15 protein-coding genes are annotated in these 20217 nt (G+C 61.8%); 8 read left to right on the plus strand and 7 right to left on the minus strand.

Annotated elements, in window-relative coordinates:
- Position 1: 1 nt before the first annotated feature.
- The 6 genes from tssG to tssB form a co-directional block, all read right to left on the minus strand.
- Entirely contained in the window at positions 2–1027 is a 1026-nt protein-coding gene (gene tssG / locus PSEUDOMOFG3G_RS10935) for a type VI secretion system baseplate subunit TssG (protein WP_139049922.1), read from the minus strand.
- Positions 991–2781, minus strand: coding sequence for a type VI secretion system baseplate subunit TssF (gene tssF / locus PSEUDOMOFG3G_RS10940; protein WP_139049923.1), 1791 nt, complete (start codon positions 2779–2781; stop codon positions 991–993). Before tssF ends, tssG begins: the two co-directional genes overlap by 37 nt.
- Positions 2765–3208, minus strand: coding sequence for a type VI secretion system baseplate subunit TssE (gene tssE, locus PSEUDOMOFG3G_RS10945; protein WP_139049924.1), 444 nt, complete (start codon positions 3206–3208; stop codon positions 2765–2767). The genes tssF and tssE overlap by 17 nt, the downstream gene beginning before the upstream one ends.
- A 13-nt stretch (positions 3209–3221) precedes the next feature.
- Positions 3222–3719, minus strand: a complete 498-nt coding sequence (locus tag PSEUDOMOFG3G_RS10950; protein WP_047225736.1) for an Hcp family type VI secretion system effector — start codon at positions 3717–3719, stop codon at positions 3222–3224.
- Between the two features lie 178 nt (positions 3720–3897).
- Entirely contained in the window at positions 3898–5379 is a 1482-nt protein-coding gene (tssC, locus tag PSEUDOMOFG3G_RS10955; RefSeq protein WP_047225737.1) for a type VI secretion system contractile sheath large subunit, read from the minus strand.
- 30 nt (positions 5380–5409) lie between these two features.
- Entirely contained in the window at positions 5410–5967 is a 558-nt protein-coding gene (gene tssB, locus PSEUDOMOFG3G_RS10960) for a type VI secretion system contractile sheath small subunit (protein ID WP_047225738.1), read from the minus strand.
- Positions 5968–6190: 223 nt separating this feature from the next.
- On the opposite strand from tssB, the gene PSEUDOMOFG3G_RS10965 reads away from it, so the two are divergent.
- The 5 genes from PSEUDOMOFG3G_RS10965 to tssA are packed head-to-tail and all read left to right on the plus strand — an operon-like array spanning position 6191 to position 13719.
- Positions 6191–6652 (plus strand): hypothetical protein, encoded by a 462-nt coding sequence (locus PSEUDOMOFG3G_RS10965; RefSeq protein ID WP_047225739.1) that lies wholly within the window; start codon positions 6191–6193, stop codon positions 6650–6652.
- Positions 6653–6704: 52 nt separating this feature from the next.
- The gene (gene tssK, locus PSEUDOMOFG3G_RS10970) at positions 6705–8036 is read left to right on the plus strand and encodes a type VI secretion system baseplate subunit TssK (RefSeq protein WP_139049925.1); all 1332 of its coding nucleotides are present in this window, start codon (positions 6705–6707) and stop codon (positions 8034–8036) included.
- A gap of 18 nt (positions 8037–8054) precedes the next feature.
- Positions 8055–8816: a DotU family type IV/VI secretion system protein gene (locus PSEUDOMOFG3G_RS10975; protein ID WP_107322346.1), complete on the plus strand. Its 762-nt coding sequence runs from the start codon at positions 8055–8057 to the stop codon at positions 8814–8816.
- Positions 8813–12634, plus strand: coding sequence for a type VI secretion protein IcmF/TssM N-terminal domain-containing protein (locus PSEUDOMOFG3G_RS10980; protein WP_139049926.1), 3822 nt, complete (start codon positions 8813–8815; stop codon positions 12632–12634). Before PSEUDOMOFG3G_RS10975 ends, PSEUDOMOFG3G_RS10980 begins: the two co-directional genes overlap by 4 nt.
- Positions 12631–13719, plus strand: a complete 1089-nt coding sequence (tssA, locus tag PSEUDOMOFG3G_RS10985) for a type VI secretion system protein TssA (protein ID WP_139049927.1) — start codon at positions 12631–12633, stop codon at positions 13717–13719. The genes PSEUDOMOFG3G_RS10980 and tssA overlap by 4 nt, the downstream gene beginning before the upstream one ends.
- On the opposite strand, the gene PSEUDOMOFG3G_RS10990 is transcribed toward tssA, so the two are convergent.
- Positions 13716–14669, minus strand: a complete 954-nt coding sequence (locus PSEUDOMOFG3G_RS10990; protein WP_047225744.1) for a 2-hydroxyacid dehydrogenase — start codon at positions 14667–14669, stop codon at positions 13716–13718. The two genes, tssA and PSEUDOMOFG3G_RS10990, sit on opposite strands and share 4 nt — an antisense overlap.
- A gap of 386 nt (positions 14670–15055) precedes the next feature.
- Between PSEUDOMOFG3G_RS10990 and PSEUDOMOFG3G_RS10995 the strand changes: the two genes are divergently transcribed.
- The 3 genes from PSEUDOMOFG3G_RS10995 to gcvP all read left to right on the plus strand — a co-directional run bounded on the left by PSEUDOMOFG3G_RS10995 (position 15056) and on the right by gcvP (position 20153).
- Positions 15056–16594, plus strand: coding sequence for a sigma-54-dependent transcriptional regulator (locus PSEUDOMOFG3G_RS10995; protein ID WP_139049928.1), 1539 nt, complete (start codon positions 15056–15058; stop codon positions 16592–16594).
- Positions 16595–16889: 295 nt separating this feature from the next.
- A complete protein-coding gene (gene gcvH, locus PSEUDOMOFG3G_RS11000; protein WP_139049929.1) occupies positions 16890–17267 on the plus strand; it encodes a glycine cleavage system protein GcvH in 378 nt (125 codons plus the stop codon).
- A gap of 15 nt (positions 17268–17282) precedes the next feature.
- Complete coding sequence (gene gcvP, locus PSEUDOMOFG3G_RS11005; protein WP_139049930.1) at positions 17283–20153, plus strand: aminomethyl-transferring glycine dehydrogenase; 2871 nt, start codon at positions 17283–17285, stop codon at positions 20151–20153.
- The last annotated feature ends 64 nt before the right edge of the window (positions 20154–20217 follow it).

Raw genomic sequence — 20217 nt, forward strand, 5'->3', positions numbered from 1 at the left:
TTCAGGCGATCTCCGGCTGACGAAGGCGAGTTTCGATCCGTTGTACGGCAAGGTTCGGCTGGCGTTGCAGGCCACCGTTCCAGCTCAATCGTGGCGGCGCCTGGCGAACCAGTTGCAGTGGCCCGGCGCCACGGATCAGCAGCACCAGGGTGCAATCCAGATCGGGACCGAAGTACAAGGCGTAAAGGCTGGCGAGTAACGGATGGGTCTCGCCGGTGGGCAGCAATGCATTGGCCTGAACCGCGGTCAGCGGGCCGAGGGTCAGGCGCACGCCGGCATGTTCGTCCCAGACCCGAGTGCCGGCGACCGCGCTGTGGCCCAAGCGCAAGTTGCGCCCGCCGGGCTGCAAGCGGCTGCGGCTGGCGGGAGGAATTTCGCGCCAGCCACCTTTGTAGGCGGTCAGTTCCACCGGCAGCCCGAACTGTTCGCGCACGATGGCTGCAAACCCGGCCAGGGAGCGCCGGCCATCGGCGTACAGTGCGGTACACGCCAGCACGCCCGCATCGGGTGCGGCCTGGCGTTCTTGCAACGCCTTGGGCAGCAGGCCGGTCAATGCACGCAATTGCGCCTGCACGGCAGACGCCGCCGGTGCGGTAAAACCCAGGGCGATGCGGTGTTTGCGCATCACTTTGTAGAGCAGGCTGAGCAGACGATGCTGGAACAGGTCGAGAAACTCCGCCGGCGCATGATCGCGCGCCCGTGCCCGTTGTTGCAGCCATTCCTGATAGGCGTAGGGCAAGGGGCCGTCGGGGCCGCCGAGGCCAAAGATCGGCGTGGTCAGGATGGGTGCCGTGCCGGGCTCCTGCTTCAGGCTTTCGACTTCACTGGCGGCGAACAGCGGTGTCAGCGGTCCCCGCAGGCGCAGGGCTTCGGCGTGGGGCGCGGTGCCGCTGCCCAGGGTTTCGGCCTGGGGCTGTTCGCGCTCCAGCACCAGCAATGCCTGAAGCCATTCGAAACGATGCGGGGCGCGCCGCAAACGTTCGCTCAGGTTCAGAGCGTCAGGGGCTTGCCGGCTTGGGGTTGCCATGTTTTCACCTCCCTGTCCGACTGAACGAGTACGGTGCGCACGAAACGATTGGCGGTGGCATAGAGGGAAAAGAACTGCGCCAGCACCCCGGAGAACAGCACGGCACTGCTGCCGACGAAGTGTTGCGGGTCCAGTTGCAGGCTTACTTGCAAGCCGTTGCGCCAACCGCGCCAGGCGTCTTCGCCGACATGGGCGATGACCCGGTCACAGGCCAGTTCCAGCACCCCGGCGATCTGTCGCCGGGCGCTGGCCTCGTCCCGCAGATTGTGCAATTCGAGAATTTCCCGCAGCGCGTCGAGAGCCTGGGGACCTTCCACCAGCGACAGGTGGTTGAGGGTCAATTGCGACACCAGTCTCCAGCGCGATTCGCCATCCAGGCGTGGCAGGCTTTGCGGGCTGGGCGGGTTGCGCAGACGAGCCCAGGCCACCGGCCCGGGACGCTCAAAACCCAGCGCGGTGCCGGACGGTAGGCTCTGGGCCAGATGGCGGTTGGTGCACAGCAACTCGGCGGTGAGGCTGTAGTCCCGCGTGTCAGCCAGCGGGTCGAACTGAGTGTCCACCAGGCTGACCATCAAATCGGTGCCCAGGCGATTGGGGCTCATGCCGCTGACTCGCCGCGCATGCCAGTAATAGGCCTGGTCGTTGCCGTGCTGGCTGCCGTAATAGGCCGGCACTTTGCGCACCCCCTGGCTCGACGTCGCGCGCATGCCGCGGATGCTGTGGATCTCGACGCTGTTCTCTCGATGACTGTCGGCCACCAGGCGGTATTCGCTGCGGGTGCCGTCCGGGCGTAGCGGCTCGGACGTCCTGGGGAACAGGTTGATCACTGGCGCGCAGCCCAGGGCGATGTCGCTGGCCTGGAGCGGAAGGCGGCTGACGGGGGCGCGGTCGAACACGATGTACAGGTACAACGCTTGGCTGTCGCTGGACGCTCCGGCCAGTGGCAGGTCGAAAAAGCCGAATTTGTCGGGGAAGGCAAAGTACTCCGCCAGCAGGCGCATGCCGGGATGCACCCCGGCCTCGTCCGGCAGCAAGGCTTGATCACTGGCGAAACCGACGATCTCAGGCAGGCCGGTCAGGGGTTCCGGCACGCTGCCCGGTGGGCCGGCCAGGACCTTCACGGCATGGGCGCCGAGCAGGTCATACAGCCAGGCGTTGATCATTGGTGAGGCTGCCAGGTGCACCCGCAGAGAATCGATCCCCAGCGTCGACCATTGGCTTTCCCCCAGGCAACGCAGGTTCAGGCGCAAGGCGGAACGCGCCTGCACCACCCCCGTCAGCGCCTGAGCCTCATCGCTGCCCAGCAGCAACGCTTCACTGACTTCGACCGGCCACAGGCGCACGGCGGCCGTGGTGCGAAAATGAATGCTCTGCCCCTTGTCGGTGGTGACGAACAAGGGCGTGTCCCGGGGCAGGGGGTAGCCTTCATTGAGGTTGCCTTTGCTCGGGTCGGGCTCGAACTGCACGATGGCGCAGGACGGCAGAGGACGCAGGGCCAGAGGGTAAAGCTGTTCGAGCAAGGCATCGCTGAACTCGGCGTAGTCGTCGTCCAGTCTTCGCTGCAAGCGGGCGGCCAGCAGTGCGAAGCCCTCCAGCAGTCGCTCGACATGCGGGTCCGGGCATTCACCGGGAGACAGTTCCAGGCGCCTGGCGACCTTGGGGTAACGTTCGGCGAACAGGCTCCCGGCATGTCGCAGCCAGGTCAATTCACGCTGGTAATAATCCAGCAGTTGCGGGTCAATCGAGTCGCTCATGTCGTACCTCAAGGCCGTCGCCGGCGGGCTCGATGACAAATGCCACAGGCCATGAGTGCTGATCACCGCGCAACTCGCCCAATAGCCGTATGTTCAGTTGCTGGGGATGACCCGGCACAGGGTTGACCTGGACCTCGCCCAATCGCAGGCGCGGTTCGAAGTGGTTGATGGCCTGACGGATCTCGCGGGTCAGTTGGCGACGGTCATCGCTGCGCTGCTGTTGTAGCGCCGTCCAGTCAGCGATGCCGTAATCCAGAATGCTCGGCGGCTCGGTCAGCGCCTTCGGGCCGCGTCGGGTGTTGAACAGGCGCAGCAGTTCGGCATGAACCGAGTCCTGCAGCGCCTGCCGGTCGAACGCCCGCTCAGGGTCTTGCGCCGGGCTGGCCAGGCGGTCGAACAGGGGAGGGCGAAGCCCGAAATCAGCCATGGGCGCGGCTTCCTTACTTGGTCATCTTGTTGGCCGCCAGGTCCCACGTCGTGCCCGCCGTGCCTTCCTTGGTGCCGTCGTCTTTCTGCGCGGTGAGTTCCCATTTGATCTTGGTGAAGTTCAGCGACAGGGTTTCCACCGGTTTGCCGCCCGTACCGCCACTGACGCTGACGTTGGACAGCACGACGTTGGTCAGGGTGTAGACGATGAACGGCATGATCTGACCGCTGCCTTCGGCAGCGTTGCGACCGATGGTGATGATGGCTTCGGGGATCGGTTTACCGGCGCAGCAATATTCGTTGAGGGTGGGGGTAGAACTGTCGACGAATTTGGTCAGGGTGAATTCGCCGATGTGGGGCCTGCCGGACGTACGTTCCGAGTTGCTGACGTCATTGGTGACTTGCATCGCCACGTTGTGGCTGTAGGACATGACTTCGATTTTGTCCGTGAAGCCCTCGAGCAGGCTGTCGCCCTTGATGTCGCCGCCGAGGTCGAGAATGATCGCATCCATTGTGTGGAACTCCTGAATAAGACGAGATGGGGGGGCCAATACCGATCTGTTAAAGACGAACGCCGAACCTGTGGCGAGGGAGCTTGCTCCCGCTGGGTCGCGCAGCGGCCCCCTCTTTTGTGGGACTGCTGTGCAGTCCAGCGGGAGCAAGCTCCCTCGCCACATAGCTACATAGCCGTCAGGCCGCTACCGGCGGCGGCAGGGTCGCCACCAGGCGGATCGAAGCAGTCAGCTCCTCCAACTGGAAGTGCGGCCGCAGGAACACCGTGGCCTTGTAGGCCCCTGGCTTGCCCGCCACCTCCGTGACGTCCACCCGCGCTTCGCGCAACGGGTACTGCGCCTTGATCTCTTGCGGCGCGTTGTCGTTGATCAGCACGTAATCGGCGATCCAGTTATTGAGGTAGGTCTGCACGTTGTCGCGGGTCATGAAGCTGCCGACTTTGTCGCGCATGATGACCTTCAGGTAATGGGCGAAACGCGAGGCGGCGAGCACATACGGCAACATCGCCGAGATTCGCGCGTTGGCGTTGGCCTCGTTGGTGTTGTAGAGCTTGGCCTTGTTGGTGGTCTGGCCGCCGAAGAACACTGCCACGTCACTGTTTTTCTTGTGGCACAGGGAAATGAAGCCCAGGTCGTTGAGTTCTTTTTCGCGCCGGTCGGTGATCGCCACTTCGGTCGGGCATTTGAGCGACAGGTCCCCGGAACTGGTGCGGAAGGTATGGGCCGGCAGGCCTGCTACCGCGCCACCGCCTTCGGCCCCGCGAATCGCCGCGCACCAGCCATATTTGGCGAAGGCTTCGGTGATGCGTTGCGACAGCGCCCAGGCGGCGTTGCCCCACAGGTATTTACTGTGGTCGGTGCCGTTGACGTCCTCGACGTAGTTGATGCCTTCCACCGGCAGCGTGTCCGGGCCGTAGGGCAGGCGCAGCAGAAAGTGCGGCAGCACCAGGGACACGTAGCGCGAATCTTCGCTTTCGCGGAACGAGCGCCACTTGATCAGCTCCTGGCTTTCGAAAATCTTCGACAGGTCACGGGGCACGGCCAGCTCGGTGAAGCTGGTCATGTCGAACAACCGGGGGCTGGCGGCGGCAATGAACGGCGCGTGCGCGGCGGCGGCGACGTTCGACAGCTTTTCCAGCAGGCCGATGTCCTGGGGGTGGCGACCAAACGTGTAGTCGCCCACCAGCAGGCTGAACGGATGCCCGCCGAAGGTGCCGTATTCTTCCTCGTAGATCTTCTTGAACAGCGCGCTCTGGTCAAACTCGACGGCTTTTTCCAGATCGTTCTGCAGTTCTTTCTGGGTCACGTTGAGCAAGCGCAGTTTAAGCCGCGTGCTGGTTTCAGTGTTTTGCACCAGCAGATGCAGGCCGCGCCAGGAGGCTTCGAGTTTTTGCAGTTCCGGGTGGTGCAGCACTTCATTGAGCTGGGCGCTGATCAACTGATCGATCTGGCTGATGCGGTCGTTGATCATGGCCACGGTGTCCTTGTCGATGGCCATGCCTTCGTCGAGGACCTGGGTGGCGAATTCGGCCAGCATGTCGCGGGCGTAGTCCTGCTGGCTGTCGTCGTGGGCCATGCGGCCTTCGGCGATGATCTTGTCCAGCAGGGACAGGGTCTGGGTCGTGCTCTCGCTGGTTTGAGCGCTGGATGAAGCAGGCATGGCTTTATCTCCCTTGAGTGATGAGCGCGATCAGGCCTGTGGTTCGGCCGGGGCTGGGTCATCGTTGGCGGCTTCGGTCGGCAGGTCTTGCGCATCCTGAGGGCGGGCTGACTTGATCTCTTGCAGGCCTTCGGTGTTGGCGATCACGTCGCGCAGCAGCTTGTCCAGGTCGTCGTTGCCATCAAGCTTGGTCAGCAGGTCCCGCAGCCGCTGGCGGGCTTCGAACAGTCGGCGCAGGGGCGTGACCTGCTCCACAACCTTGACCGGGTCGAAGTCGTCGATGTGACGGAAGTTGAGTTCGATGTTGAGCTTGCTGTCGTCACCGCTGAGGGTGTTATTCACCTGGAGCGTGGCGCGAGGGGAGATGGAGGCCAGTACCTCGTTGAAATTGTCGCGATCGATTTCGGTGAAGCGCCGCTCGTTGAGCTTGGGCAGCGGGTCCAGTGGTTTGCCCGAGAGGTCGGCCAGAATGCCGACCACCAGTGGCAATTCTTTCTTTTCGATGGCATTGCCGATTTCCACGTCATAGGTGATCTGGACGCGGGGAGGACGGACTCTGTCGAGCTTGTGCTGGGTACTTTCTGCCATGGCGGCCGACTCCGATGCATGTAGGGAGCAATGCATCGGGGGGCCCGCTCATCGCATTCCCTTGCTGATCCGCAGGTTGCAAATGGAGGGCAGTAGACCTGTCATTCCCTTGACGAACCTGGTGCATTCGACTGTGTGGGTCGAACTACCCAAGACGCTAGAACAGGTCTATAAAAATGCAAGCAAAAACAATTTTTGACCGCTGAGAAAAGGAAGATTCATTTTGCGTGTTCTTTTTTCCGGATTTTTTTTGAGCGTCGCGCTCACCGGTTGTTCGCTGTTTGCTCCCAGTGTCGACCTCGACAGTTTGACCCTGGACGTCGCGCCCCGAGCCAATGACGACACACCCATCGCAGTGGATTTTGTCGCCGTGAACGACCCGGATCTGCTCAAGCAGCTTTCGGGAATCAGCGCACGCCAGTGGTTTGCCGAGCGCGAACAGTTCCAGCGCGACTATCGTCAACTCATGTCGGTGTGGGGGCTGGAGCTGGTGCCGGGGCAATTCATCGACCGCCAACCCTTCCCTCTGGAGGGCAGGCGCGCCGCTGGACTTTTGGTCTTCGCCAGCTATAACACTCCCGGAGCCCACCGGCTTCGGCTGGACGATCAGCGCCAGGCTTGGCTGAAGTTCGAAAGTCGTGAGATGACCCTGGTGAACGATGGCCAACTTGCCAGTCAGCCTTGAGTGACCGCGGGCCGCCCAGGGGCGGCGTCATTGGGATGTCGAAGGGAGTCGTATGAGTCTGTTACCTGACGCGGTTTGCTGGCACGAGGGCATGCAGTTGCTGCCCCAGCACTTCCAATTGCAAGGCCTGCGCGCTGAAGCCCTGGCCGCGCATTTTGCCGGCGCCTGCAACCCCTGGTTCTGGGGTGTCAGCCAGTTGGAGGTCGACCCTTCGGCCCTCAGCGCCGGCCAGGTCCGGCTGTTGCAGCTACAGGGCACCTTGCCGGACGGGTTGCCGGTCAACGTGCAGGCCGGGGTCGGGCCGACCCTGGAGCTGGACATCACCGAAGCGGTGAACAAGACCGACGACGCGACGGTGACCGTGTACCTGGCCATCAGTCCGCTCTGGCGCGCCGGGCAATTGCTGCCGCTCAAGGGCCGGCTGCAATCGGTAGTGGGTGACGCCTTGCCGGACCTCACCAGCGGCGAGTTCCCCGAGTCCATCACGGTGTGGCGGCCGAACCCTCGGCTGTGCACACAACTGAGCAAGGCCGACTCGATCTGCCTGCCGCTGTTGCGCATCCGCAAGGAGGGCGGCGGTTTCCTGCGGGTGGCCTACACACCGCCGACGCCGATCCTGTTGCCGGAATCAATTCTTGGTCGGCGAGTGGCCGGGCTGTGTGCCAGGGCTCGGGAGAAATGCCTGTTCCTGGCCGGGCGCCTGCGTCAGGCCCAAGCGGCCGGTAACCAGGACGATGCCATGGAGATTCGCCGTCAATTGACTGCGTTGTGGGCGCGTTTGCCGGAAGTCGAAGGCGCGCTGAACACTCGGGTGGCGACACCCCAGGCCTTGCATGGTCTGCTGTTGGGGCTGGCCGGCAGCTGGGCGGCGCTCGATCCGCTGGCCGGTGTCCCGGCCTTTGCGCCATTGGATTTTCTTGAGTTGCAACGCGGCTATGAGCCGCTGCTGGACTGGCTGGAAAACACCCTGGAGCTGGTCCGCGCCGGTTATCGCAGCCTGGCCTTCGAGCGCGATGACCAGGTGTTCTCGATCCAGTTGCCCGACGACCAGCCGAACCAGCGCCTGGTGATCGGCCTGCGTATGCCCAACGGCGCCAGTGAGCAAGCCGCGGCCGAGTGGTTGCGCGGGGCGATCATCGCGTCGGCGCCGCACATCCCGTTGTTGAGTCGCCAACGCATGAGCGGTCTGCCCCATCAGGCCATGAGCCGCAACGAACAGGTGGCCTACAGCGTGGGTGACGACACCCGGTTGTTCGTGGTGGCCGCCAGCGGGCAATGGTTCGATGGGCAATTGCCGTTGCACATCGTAGCGCCGGCCTCGCATCAGGCCAGCAGTCCGTGGCAAGTGGTGTTGTTTGTGGCGCAAGCCGGTGAAAGCGCCTGATCGTAAAAGGGGAGTCGTATGCCTGACGGAAGTGGCGGGGCGGTTCGGAGTCTGCATGAGGCACCGCTGAGCAGTGCGTTTCGTCAGGCTTGGCTGAAGTGGTCCCAGGACTGGCAGGACTTGCCCAAGGACAGCGACCCCGCGGTATTGGTCAGCCGGGTGGTGGAGTTTTCCGGTCGAAGCGCCCAGCGGTTGTGGCGGGTTGCCTTTGCCACCGTGGGCGATGCGGCCACCGAGCAGGTCAAGGCATTGGTCTACGCCTTCGTGGCGCTGGTGGACGAGACCTTGCTGTTCACCCCATGGCCGGGACAACTGGCCTGGCAGCAGCATCCCCTCGAATCGCGCATGTACTCCAGCCGTCAGGCCGGCGAACGGTTGCCGGCTGCGATCAAGAAACTGCTCGATGAGCAGATGCCCGGCACCCGGGACCTGGCCAACGTGTACCTGCAGTGTCTGATTCTCGGTTTTCAGGGCCGATTGCGGGGCGAGCCCGGTCAGGTCCAGCACGAAAAATGGCGTGTGGCGCTGTTCACGTTCGCCTGGCAGCACGAGCCCGATTATGTCGATGTCAGCCAGCGCCTGGCGATGTCTGCGGCGGCCACACCGATACGTGTCCCGGTTCAACAGTCGTTGCCGGACGGTTTGCGCCTGGGCCTGGTGATCCTGGCGATGGTGCTGTTGCTGACCGGGTTGGGGCAGGTGTTCTGGCGTGACATCCAATCAGAGCTTGAACCGGTGCTGCAACTGAACGAGTCGGTGGTTCAGGAGCAGGACTCATGAGCCTCTTGAGCATCGTCGCCCTGGTGTTGCTCGCCATTGTCGCGGTGCTGCTGATTGCGGCCGCGATCTGGTGGCTGCGCACCCAGGGCGGGGCGGCCATCCGCAGCTTCTATGGCGCGGTGCGCCACATGGAGCAGGAGCAAGGCACTCGGGACCGCTATCAGATGCCCTGGTTGTTGATGCTGGGCAACGAGGCCGATGGCGCGCAGTTGTGCGCCCAGTGGCGTTTGCAGCCGACAGACAAGGCGGCGTGGTTCGGGCGCTGGTGGTCGGATGCCGAAGGCGCGGTGCTGGTGGTGCCCCAGGCGCTGTTTTTGCCCGATGAGGGCATGAACATGCAGCGGGGCAACTGGTGGCGGCTGTTGGGATTGATTCTGCGCCTGCGCAGCAGACGTCCGCTGGATGCAGTGATCTGGACTGTGCCGTTCGGCAAGCTCGATGACATCGAGCAGACGACCGAGCTGAGTCTCAAGGTCCGGCGCTGTTTCATCGACCTCTTGCAACGGTTCGGTCTGAGCTTGCCGGTGTACGTGGTGATCACCGGGATGGAAGAACTGCCGGGGTTCCAGGAACTGGTCAGCGCCTTGCCCGCCCAGGCGCGGGAATCGACGCTGGGCTGGTCGTCGCCATATTCGCCCGAGGCGGCGTGGCAATCGCAATGGAGCGATCAGGCGCTGGATCAGGTCAACGCCGCATTGTCCCAGTCGATCATCGAAATCGGCGCGCTGTCGGGGCAGTTGAGCAGCGATCTGTATGGGTTGCCGGAGCGTTTCGAAGGGTTGCGGCGCGCCATGCAGCTGCTGCTGGAACCGGTTTTCCAGGGCAACGCGCAAGGCGAGGCACCACGCTTTCGTGGCGTGTATTTCACCGCCAGCCAGGCGCCCGCCGTCACTGGCGATGGGTTGACCGCCAGCGACAGCGTTTTGCGCCAGACGGTGTTCGCCCGGCAATTGTGGTCGCGCCGGCTGGTGGCCGAGCGGGGGCTGGCCCAGCCGGTGCCACGCCTGCTGCGCTTGCGCCAGCGCTGGCATCGGCTGGGCGGTGGGGTGGCGCTGGTGGTCGGCGTGGTCTGGCTGGGGAGCATGGTCTGGGTCTGGCACGATTCGGTCGAGCAAGCCGAGGGCTTGTCGCGGTTGGTCCTCAGCGCGCACAAAAACCATGTCGTGGTCGACCCCGACAAGCCGCAACTGGAGCCGACCCGGCACAACGTGCAGAACTACTGGAACGTGCTGGAAAAAGCCCCGCGCTGGCGTTTCGTCTCGGTGGTGTTTCCGACTTCCTGGTTCTCCGCCGTGGACGTACAACTGGACAACGGCTTGCGCATGACCGCCCGCCATCATTGGATATTGCCGCTGCGTGACCTGCTGGTCTCGGATCTCGAACAACTCAAGGGCATCCGCAATACCGAGCGGCGCGGCAACGTGGAAAGCGAAGATCCGGCGCAATGGCAAAGTTACGTGAAAGCCAAGGACCTGGTTGAGCGTGCGGTGCGCCTGGAACAGCACAACCAGATGTTCAGCCAGGCGGTGAACAACCCCAAGGCACCGTTGGACGAGCTGGTGCAACTGAGCAACAACGCCCTGTCGTTGAACCTCAACACCGGGACCTTGAGCCGGGCGCGTTTTTACAATCGGGTGCTGTTCGATGCCCAGAATAGCGATTTGAAAGGCCTGGACCTGAACGCCGCGCGCCCGGTGATTGCCGATAACTTCATGGGCCTGATGCAGCGCTGGCTGGATCATTACTTTCTGGCGGACAACTTCGTGCGGCAGGCCGGTTACCTGAAGCTGCATCTGCAACGGCTTGAGGCCGGCGGCGGCAACTCCTTGAGCGAACTCGAAGAGCTGATGGCGTTGGTCGATGACCTGCAAAGGCTCGTCAGCCTGACCAACTCAGCCTGGGGCCGGGGCAAGGGGCAGGACCTGGTGCCCGGTTACACCCAGTTGATGGACAAGGTGGGCCACAGCACGCTGCTGGGGCCGGATCTTGAGCAGGATCTGCAGAGCCAGGCGGCAAAATTGCAGCAGAGCTTTCGCGACCAGTGGATCGTCCAGACCGGTTCCAGGGACAATCTGTTGGTCCAGCAGGGCAGCGGTTTGCTGGTGCTGCAGGAGCATGTCACGGCGCTGGACGGCGCGGTACAAGCGCTGTTCAAGCGTGACTTCGTGGCGTTGGCCATGCAGAAGGCGCCGTCGGACAGTAACGCCGACTCGATGGGCCGGGGTGACAGCGACGATTTCAGCGTTGCCTTGAACTACTTCGCCAGCTACCAGAGCTACGCCAATGAAGAACTGCCGCGCATCCCGCCGGATTATCGAGGGGCGCTGATGGAGGCTGCTGAAAGCGCGGCGGCGCGGGCCATGTGGCTGAGTCTGGATGACAGCGAGCAACCGCTACCGGGCATGAGTTTCAATGTGCAGACCTCCCAGGCCGTTGCCCTGCAAAAAGCTTTCATGGATGTGAAGCGCAGCGATCTGGCGATTCGTTTTCAGCGCCTGCTCAACCGCCGCGCGTTGGCGCAGATCCAGAGCGGCCTGAACGAAATCGACGCCCAGCCACTGTTCACTCAACGTGCCGATGTCCAACGCTGGGACGGCTCGAAGAACTTCGGCTTGCAGTTGTACGGCGCCACTGATCCTCAGGACTTGAAGCTGAACCTCAACCAGCAGTTCGGCGCCATGCTACAGATCGCCGAGCAGCGCATGCCCGCGCTGGAATGGCTGATTGTCCAGCAGGACAACCTGTCGGCCCTGGAGCATGATCAGGTCGCCCGGTTCATGGCGCTCAACGACGAACTGCTCAAATACAAGAACCAGAACCCGGCCAGTGCGGCTGCCCAACTGGAGCAATTGGTAAGCCGCGATTTCATCGAAATGGACACCACGTCCTGCGCGCAAATACTGCAAACGTCCAGCCTGCCCGGCGGACGTGGCGACCTGGCCGTGCGCACCGTTACGCTGCAACAAAGTGCCTTGCAGCGCTGCCTGTATCTACAACAGAACCAGGCGGCGACCGCCTGGAATGACCTGGCCAATTATTTCAATCAGTACCTGGCCGGGCGCTTTCCGTTTTCCCAGGACGTGCGGGCCAGCGATGCCGACCCGGCGCGGGTCCAGCGCCTGCTGGAGCTGATCGACACGCGGCTGCCTCAGGCACAGGCCGGACTGGCGTTGAGCCGGACGCCGGAGCGATTGGCGGCGGAGGATTTTCTCAACCGTTTGAAACAGGCCGGTGCCTGGCTCGGGCCGCTGTTCGTGCGGGACAAGAGTGGCTTGCTCGGCGTGGAAATGGACGTGCGCTGGCGAACCGATCGCGAGCAGGAACGCGGCGCGGATCAGGTGATCGCCTGGGGGCTGAACGCCGGCAACCAACAGATCAGTTACCCAGGTGAAACCGGGCAGAACCTGCGCTGGATGGTCGGGCAACCGGTGAGTTTGACCCTGCGCTGGGCCCGTAACGGTTACCAGCGTCCGGCCAACGACCCCTTGCAACCCGACCTGGTGGTGCGCGATCTGGAAGCCGGCTGGGAGTATCAGGGGCCGTGGGCGTTGCTGCGCCTGATGCGCTCACTGGTGTCGAGCCAGCGCCAGCCGAACGCCGACTACACCGACTTCCCGCTGACCCTGCAACTGCCCGTGACGGCCCAGACCCAGGCGACAACGGCGCAACAGACCCAGATGTTCCTGCGTTTGTCGCTGATGAGCCAGGGTTCGAAGCTACCGCTGTCGATTGCGCCGCTGCCGACCCAGGCCCCCCGTTCACCTTTCATGGCGACCTCATCGAGCACCGCCATCGCAACCCGCGAGGAGGGCTTGTGAGTTTGCCGATATCCCCTTTGCCCGAACTCATCCCCCGGTTGCTTGAGCCGATCAGCGCCGAATCGCCCTGTGGCCAGGATCTGCGCTACGAGCCGGAGTTCGACCAGTTGCGCGAGTTGCGCCGGGAGGACGACACCAGCCTGCCCACAGGTGTGTGGCAATCGTCGATCAAGCGTGCCCAATGGCCGGAACTGGAAAGACTCGCCACTGCGTTGCTGCTCGAGCGCAGCAAGGATTTGATGATCAGCGCGTGGCTGGGGGAGGCCTGGTTACACCTGACCGGGCTGGAAGGACTGCCGGGAAGCCTGGCGTTGGTGGCGGGTCTGTGTGAGCGTTACCCCGAGCAACTGTATCCCCGGGCCGATGACGGTGACCCGTCGTGGCGGGTCATTCCGCTGGAGTGGCTGGCCCGTCGCTACAGCGAAGTGTTACTGACACGGGTGCCCTTGTTCGATGGCCGGGACCCTGATTTCGACGGCTTCTGCCTGGCCGACTGGCAACGCTTGCAGCGTCAGCAGGTGTTGGTCAACGACAGTAAAAACGCCAAGGCCTCGGCGGAAGCGGCACGCAACGACCAGAAAAAACTCAGCGAACTGATTCGCACCACGCCATTGTCGTTCTGGTTGCATCGCCAGGGCAGCCTGATGCTGAGCCTGCAGCACCTGCAACGGCTTGAAGCCTGGAGTGATGCCTACCTGGGCGATCAGGCCCCAGGCTATTCCTCCCTGCAGGACGTGATGCAGGCCTTGCTGACATTGATAGAGGAGTTCATTGCGATGAACCCACAGCAACCCACCGTCGTGCCGGTGCAAGCACCACCGCCGGTGACGCCGCAAACCGCCCCGGCGCAGGCGGGCGCCGCGGCAACCCTGGCTTTTCAGGAGCCGGTCAGCCGCGAAGAAGCCTATCGCCAGTTGCTGGTCATCGCCAGCTACCTGGCTCGCACCGAACCCCACAGTCCGGTGCCCTATTTGATCCGGCGCGGCGTGGAGTGGGGCAACAAACCGTTGAACGAGCTGCTGGGCGAACTGATCAGTGCCGATGCCGAATCCCGGCGCGTGTGGACGCTATTGGGCGTTCTCTAGCGCTCCTCGTCGGGCAAGCGCACCGGCGTCAGTACCGGTTTGCCGGAAAAAAACGCGGTCAGGTTCTGGCCCACCAACTCCACCATAGCGCGGGTGGCTTCCGGCGACAGGCCTGCCACGTGGGGTGTGAGGACGACGTTGGGCAGGTTCTTCAGCGCCTGCGGCACCTCGGGCTCGTGATCGAACACATCCAGGGCCGCTCCGGCAATTCGCCGTTGTTCCAGGGCGCTGATCAGGTCGGCGGTGGCAACCACGCTGGCCCTGGCGACGTTCACCAGAAATCCTTTTGGACCGAGCGCATCCAGGCTCTGCTTGTTTATCAACTGCCGGGTATCCAGGCCGCCTGGCGTGGCGACGATCAGGAAGTCCGAGACCCGCGCCAGTTCCGTGGGCGTGGCACAGAAGGTGTAGGGCACGTCGTTGCGTACCCGGCGATTGTGATAGCTGACACTCATGTCAAAGCCCAGGGCGGCCCGTTTGGCGATCGCCATGCCCACCGCGCCAAGGCCCAACACGCCCAGCCGCTTACCGGCCAGGGAAGGGCGCGCGCTCCTCGGCCATTCGCCCCGTCGCAGGGCGGCATCGCAATGGGGGATGTCGCGCACCAGCGCCAGCAACAGCGCCATGGCATGGTCGGCAACCGACGACGCGTTGACCCCGGCGCCATTGGTCACGACGATGCCGCGCTGATGGGCGGCCTGCAGGTCCACCTGCTCGTAGCCGGCGCCGATCACGCAGATGATTTTCAGGTTGGGCAGGGCGGCAATTTCCTCGGCCGTCAAACCCAGGGGACCGCGGGTCAGAACCGCACTGAACCGTTCTCCATGTTCGTAAATCGCCGTCTTGCGCTCGGCAGGCGTTGGCGCCAACTCCAAGTGATAGCCCTGACGCTCAAGAATCGGCAGGTATTCGTTGACGGTTTCAACCAGTACAAGAACGGTTGCGGTCATGCTGTGCTCCTGTGGGCAATCGGACTGACGAAAAACCTGTGGGAGCGAGCCTGCTCGCGATAGCGGTGTCTCAGGAAATACCATGGCTGGCTGTTCCATCGCTATCGCGAGCAGGCTCGCTCCCACAGGGTTTTGTGCATTATGGCTTATCCTGCGCTGGTAACTGTTTCATCTGTTCTGAGTGTAGGAGTTGGCGCAAAAAGGCGATAGGTCGGCGGCTTCATCATAAGCTTTCAATATCGATTGGCACGGGAATCCCTGAATACTTACTTGAAATGGATCTCGAATGCGGGATTCTTGTCTTTCTTTTTGAACAAGCGTTTACCGGTAGGTTTTCTCTGATCGCGGAACTTTAAACTCCCCCAACCCTTTGATCGAGGCGCATCATGCGAATCCACGTCACATTCAATGATCGCGTCGGTATTACCCAAGAAGTGCTGGCACTGCTCGGCGCGCGAAACCTCAACTTGGACGCGGTGGAGATGATTCCACCTAACGTCTACATCGATGCGCCAGACCTGAGTCAGACGGTGCTGGACGAGCTCAATTATGCGTTATTACGAGTAGAAGGCGTCAAAGCTGTGGAGCTGGTCGACATGCTCCCGGGTCAATGTCGCCGTCTTCAACTTGATGCGTTGTTAGCCGCTATGAGCGATCCGGTATTGGCGGTTGATCCGGGGGGGTATGTCCTGTTGGCCAATCCCGAACTGATCAGTCTTTATGGCAGCGATCCAACGGGAGAGCCCCTTTCGAATTTGTTCACAGCGCCGAACTTCACAAGGGCCTTGTTGGACAAAAGCTTTCGGTTGCCGATGTGTGAGGTCAATTTCAAAGGACACGACCTGTTGCTTGACGCCACTCCCATTATCGGTACGACACAGAGTTCGCGTTTGCTCGCGGGTGGATTGTTGACGCTTTATCCTCCGAGCCGTATCGGTGAGCGCCTGGCTTCTCTGCATCACGATCATGCGGAAGGGCTGGACGCTTTACTGGGGAAGTCGCCGGTGCTAGCACAGCTCAAGACGCGACTGCACAAGGTTGCCGGGCTGGACGCACCGTTGTTGATTCAGGGCGAGACGGGGACGGGTAAGGAACTTGTAGCGAGGGCCTGTCACACCATGAGTGCAAGACGAGACGCACCGTTCCTAGCCCTGAACTGTGCAGCGCTGCCGGAAAGCCTGGCCGAGAGTGAGCTGTTCGGCTACGCCGCCGGTGCGTTTACCGGAGCACAGCGAGGCGGCAAGCCTGGGCTGTTGGAGCTGTCGGATCGGGGTACGGTATTTCTAGATGAGGTAGGCGAGATGTCACCGTACCTGCAAGCAAAATTGCTGCGCTTTCTCAGTGATGGCTGCTTCCGCCGCGTCGGTGGTGATCGCGAGGTGCATGTCAGCGTGCGGGTGCTGTGCGCCACCCACCGAAATCTCGAACTAATGGTGACTGAGGGTAGCTTTCGCGAAGATCTTTACTACCGACTCAACGTCCTTAACCTGATGGTGCCTGCGCTTCGCGAGCGTGGACAGGACATCCTGCTGCTGGCTGAACATTTCTTGCGCCAGGCCTGCGAACAGATTCAGCGTTCGCCCTGCCGGTTGGCGCCATCGACCCATCTACTGTTATTAGGAAACCAATGGTCAGGTAATGTTCGCCAGTTGCAGAACGTCATTTTCAGAGCGGCCGCAATCTGCGAAGGGGACGTGATCGACAGCGACGGGCTTGAGCTCGCCGGTACTGAACTGATCAGTCAGAAAGCAGATTCGCAAGGAATAATCAGCCTGGAAGCGGCTGTGCAGGATTTCGAGAAGTCGCTATTGGAGAGCCTCTATCTGGCCTATCCCTCAACCCGGCAATTGGCACATCGTCTGCAAACGTCGCACACCGCTATTGGGCAGCGGTTACGCAAATACGGCATAGGTTCTCGTTCGTAGCTGTCTCCTGATTACTGGTTCGATTACGTTCCATTGGAGCGTTTTCGCTCCAATGTCAGGTAGACACCGTGTGCCTTGACTTAACCCTTGCTTTTTGGGCGCAAGCCCACGTTCGCTGTGGAGCGATTTCGCTCCACAGAATCCAGAATAATTTGTTTTTCCTTAATAACTATCTGATAAATATGAAAAATATAAAGATGGCATTTCCTTTGCTCTTGTTCTGTCAGCCAATGCCGACTACCTGCCGGCTCATTCGTCCTGAAATCGGGACACACTGATAACAAGAGGAAAATCCATGAGCACGCTGCGTTTCACTTCCGAGCATGAATGGTTACGTCTGGAAGCTTCCGGCGAATTGACTGTCGGCATTACACACTTTGCTCAAGAAGCATTGGGTGACGTGGTTTTCGTGCAATTGCCAGATCTGGGGCCATTTGCCGAAGGACATGAGGTGGCGGTGCTGGAGTCGGTGAAAGCCGCGAGCAATATCAGCATGCCGTTGACCGGAGATGTGGTCGCGATCAATCAGGCGCTGGTCGATGATCCCGAGCAGGTCAATGCCTCGCCGATGAACGATGGCTGGTTCTTCCGTATCCGTGTCGACAATCTGGATGCCTTCAACGATCTGATGGATCAGGAAGGTTATGACCGTTTCCTGGTCGAAAACGCCTGAGTCGGGAGGGGTGAGATGAACAAGCCACAGATTCCCCTGGGCACGGACAACGAATTCATTGCCCGCCACATCGGTCCTCGCGACGAAGACATTAGCGCCATGTTGTCGCTGATCGGTCATGACTCGCTGGAAGCCCTGATCGACAGCGTCGTTCCACAGAGCATCAAGGGCACCAGTGTGCTCGAGTTATCGGCGGGGCAGGGCGAAGCCGAGGCCCTGGCCGCAATCAAGGCCATTGCCGGCAAAAACCAGCTGTTGCGCACCCACATCGGCCAAGGCTATTCCCCTTGCCATACGCCGACGCCGATCCTGCGAAACCTGCTGGAGAACCCGGGCTGGTACACCGCGTACACACCGTATCAACCGGAAATTTCCCAAGGTCGTCTGGAAGCACTGCTGAATTTCCAGACTTTGATCAGCGACTTGACCGGAATGGAAATCGCCAACGCCTCGTTGCTCGATGAAGCGACGGCGGCCGCCGAAGCCATGACCTTCTGCAAGCGCTTGGCAAAAAACAAAGCGCCGGCTTTTTTTGTCTCGCGCCACTGCCATCCGCAGACCCTCGACGTGCTGCGCACCCGGTCCGAACCGCTAAACATCGAGATTGTGATCGGCGACGAGTCCGAACTGGAGAAAGAAGGGCTCGACGGTTATTTCGGCCTGCTGTTGCAATATCCGGCCAGTACCGGCGAGATCGTCGATCATCGTTCGCTGGTCGAGCGCGCCCACCAGGCCGGTGCATTGGTGGCGGTGGCGGCCGATCTGCTGGCATTGACCCTGCTGACACCGCCGGGTGAATTTGGTGCCGATGTGGTGTTGGGCAGTGCCCAACGCTTCGGCGTGCCCCTGGGTTTCGGTGGCCCGCACGCCGCTTACTTTGCGACACGCGATGAGTTCAAGCGCGACATGCCCGGGCGCCTGGTAGGCATCTCCATCGACCACCATGGCAACCCGGCGCTGCGCCTGGCGATGCAAACCCGTGAGCAACACATTCGTCGTGAGAAAGCCACGAGCAACATCTGCACCGCGCAAGTGCTGTTGGCCAATATCGCCAGCATGTACGCGGTCTACCATGGCCCCAAAGGTCTGACAGGCATCGCCCGCCGCGTGCATCGCTTGACGTCGATCCTGGCCCAGGGCCTGGAACAACTGGGGCATCGGGTCGAGCAACAGCATTTCTTCGACACTCTCAGTGTCGTGTCGGCAATCCCGGTGCAAACCGTACATGACGCGGCCAGGTCGGCGGGGATCAACCTACGTGTCATCGACCCACCTCGCGTCGGTCTGTCGCTGGACGAAACCTGCGAGCAACAAAGCGTAGAGGCCCTCTGGGCCGTGTTTGCCGTCAAAGGACAGTCGCTGCCGGACTTCCTCGCCCTGGCGAAAACCACTGGCGATTGCCTGCCACTGTCGTTGTTGCGTGAGACACCGATCCTGCAGCACGAAGTGTTCAATCGCTATCACTCGGAAACCGAGTTGATGCGCTATCTGCGCAGACTGGCGGATAAGGACCTGGCGCTAGACCGCACCATGATTCCGTTGGGCTCCTGCACCATGAAGCTCAATGCCGCCAGCGAAATGATCCCGATCACCTGGCCAGAGTTTGGCGCCCTGCATCCGTTCGCGCCGGGCGAGCAAGCCCGGGGTTATCAGCAACTGATCAAGGAGCTGGAGCAGATGCTGTGCGCGGCGACGGGTTACGACGCCATGTCGTTGCAACCCAATGCTGGCTCGCAGGGCGAGTACGCAGGGCTGCTCGCCATTCGTGCGTATCACGCCAGTCGTGGCGAAGCCAATCGCGATGTCTGTCTGATCCCTTCGTCGGCCCATGGCACTAACCCGGCCACCGCACAAATGGCCGGTATGCGCGTGGTCGTGGTCGATTGCGATGCCAGGGGCAACGTCGACATCGCCGACTTGGAGTACAAGGCGCAACTGCACGAAGAGCGCCTGGCGGCATTGATGATTACCTACCCGTCGACCCATGGCGTGTTTGAAGACGGCATCCGCCAGATCTGCGCGATCGTGCATGAGCGCGGCGGCCAGGTGTACATCGATGGCGCCAACATGAACGCCATGGTCGGGCTCTGTGCGCCGGGCAAATTTGGGGGTGATGTCTCGCACCTGAATTTGCACAAGACTTTCTGCATTCCCCACGGAGGAGGCGGGCCAGGCGTTGGACCCATCGGCGTCAAGGCACACCTGGCGCCGTTCCTGCCAGGGCACGAAACCATGGCGCGCAAGCAAGGTGCAGTCAGCGCCGCAGCCTTTGGCAGCGCCAGCATCCTGCCGATCACCTGGATGTACATGCGCATGATGGGCGGGGAAGGCCTCAAGCGTGCGTCGCAACTGGCCATCCTCAGCGCCAACTACATTGCCCGGCGGCTGGAGGATCACTACCCAGTGCTCTACACCGGCGAGAATGGACTGGTCGCCCACGAGTGCATCCTCGACCTGCGCCCGATCAAGGAGACCAGCGGCATCAGCGTGGAAGACGTGGCCAAGCGGCTGATCGACTTCGGTTTCCATGCCCCAACCATGTCATTTCCGGTGGCGGGCACGCTGATGGTCGAGCCGACCGAGAGTGAATCCCTGGAAGAGCTGGACCGGTTCTGCGAAGCGATGATCTGCATCCGCGAAGAAATTCGCGCAGTGGAAAGCGGTGATCTCGATCTGCACGACAACCCATTGAAAAATGCGCCACACACCGCTGCCGAACTGGTCCATGAGTGGCCGCATTGCTATAGCCGCGAGTTGGCGGTGTACCCGCTCGAGTCGCTGCGCGACAGCAAATACTGGCCGCCGGTCGGTCGGGTCGACAACGTGTATGGCGACCGCAATCTGGCCTGTGCCTGTCCGCCAATTTCGATTTATCAAGACGCTTGATGATTGTGCCCGGACCCTGTCCGGGCCTTCATGCCAGTGCGCTGTGTGTACTCAAACAAAAAAA

Source organism: Pseudomonas sp. FG-3G (assembly GCF_901007645.1).
Taxonomy (GTDB): domain Bacteria; phylum Pseudomonadota; class Gammaproteobacteria; order Pseudomonadales; family Pseudomonadaceae; genus Aquipseudomonas; species Aquipseudomonas rhizophila.

Coding starts and splice junctions, on each gene's coding strand:
- tssG (WP_139049922.1), bottom strand. CDS start 1,027: ATGGCAACCCCAAGCCGGCAAGCCCCTGACGCTCTGAACCTGAGCGAA.
- tssF (WP_139049923.1), bottom strand. CDS start 2,781: ATGAGCGACTCGATTGACCCGCAACTGCTGGATTATTACCAGCGTGAA.
- tssE (WP_139049924.1), bottom strand. CDS start 3,208: ATGGCTGATTTCGGGCTTCGCCCTCCCCTGTTCGACCGCCTGGCCAGC.
- PSEUDOMOFG3G_RS10950 (WP_047225736.1), bottom strand. CDS start 3,719: ATGGATGCGATCATTCTCGACCTCGGCGGCGACATCAAGGGCGACAGC.
- tssC (WP_047225737.1), bottom strand. CDS start 5,379: ATGCCTGCTTCATCCAGCGCTCAAACCAGCGAGAGCACGACCCAGACC.
- tssB (WP_047225738.1), bottom strand. CDS start 5,967: ATGGCAGAAAGTACCCAGCACAAGCTCGACAGAGTCCGTCCTCCCCGC.
- tssK (WP_139049925.1), top strand. CDS start 6,705: ATGAGTCTGTTACCTGACGCGGTTTGCTGGCACGAGGGCATGCAGTTG.
- PSEUDOMOFG3G_RS10975 (WP_107322346.1), top strand. CDS start 8,055: ATGCCTGACGGAAGTGGCGGGGCGGTTCGGAGTCTGCATGAGGCACCG.
- PSEUDOMOFG3G_RS10980 (WP_139049926.1), top strand. CDS start 8,813: ATGAGCCTCTTGAGCATCGTCGCCCTGGTGTTGCTCGCCATTGTCGCG.
- PSEUDOMOFG3G_RS10990 (WP_047225744.1), bottom strand. CDS start 14,669: ATGACCGCAACCGTTCTTGTACTGGTTGAAACCGTCAACGAATACCTG.
- PSEUDOMOFG3G_RS10995 (WP_139049928.1), top strand. CDS start 15,056: ATGCGAATCCACGTCACATTCAATGATCGCGTCGGTATTACCCAAGAA.
- gcvH (WP_139049929.1), top strand. CDS start 16,890: ATGAGCACGCTGCGTTTCACTTCCGAGCATGAATGGTTACGTCTGGAA.
- gcvP (WP_139049930.1), top strand. CDS start 17,283: ATGAACAAGCCACAGATTCCCCTGGGCACGGACAACGAATTCATTGCC.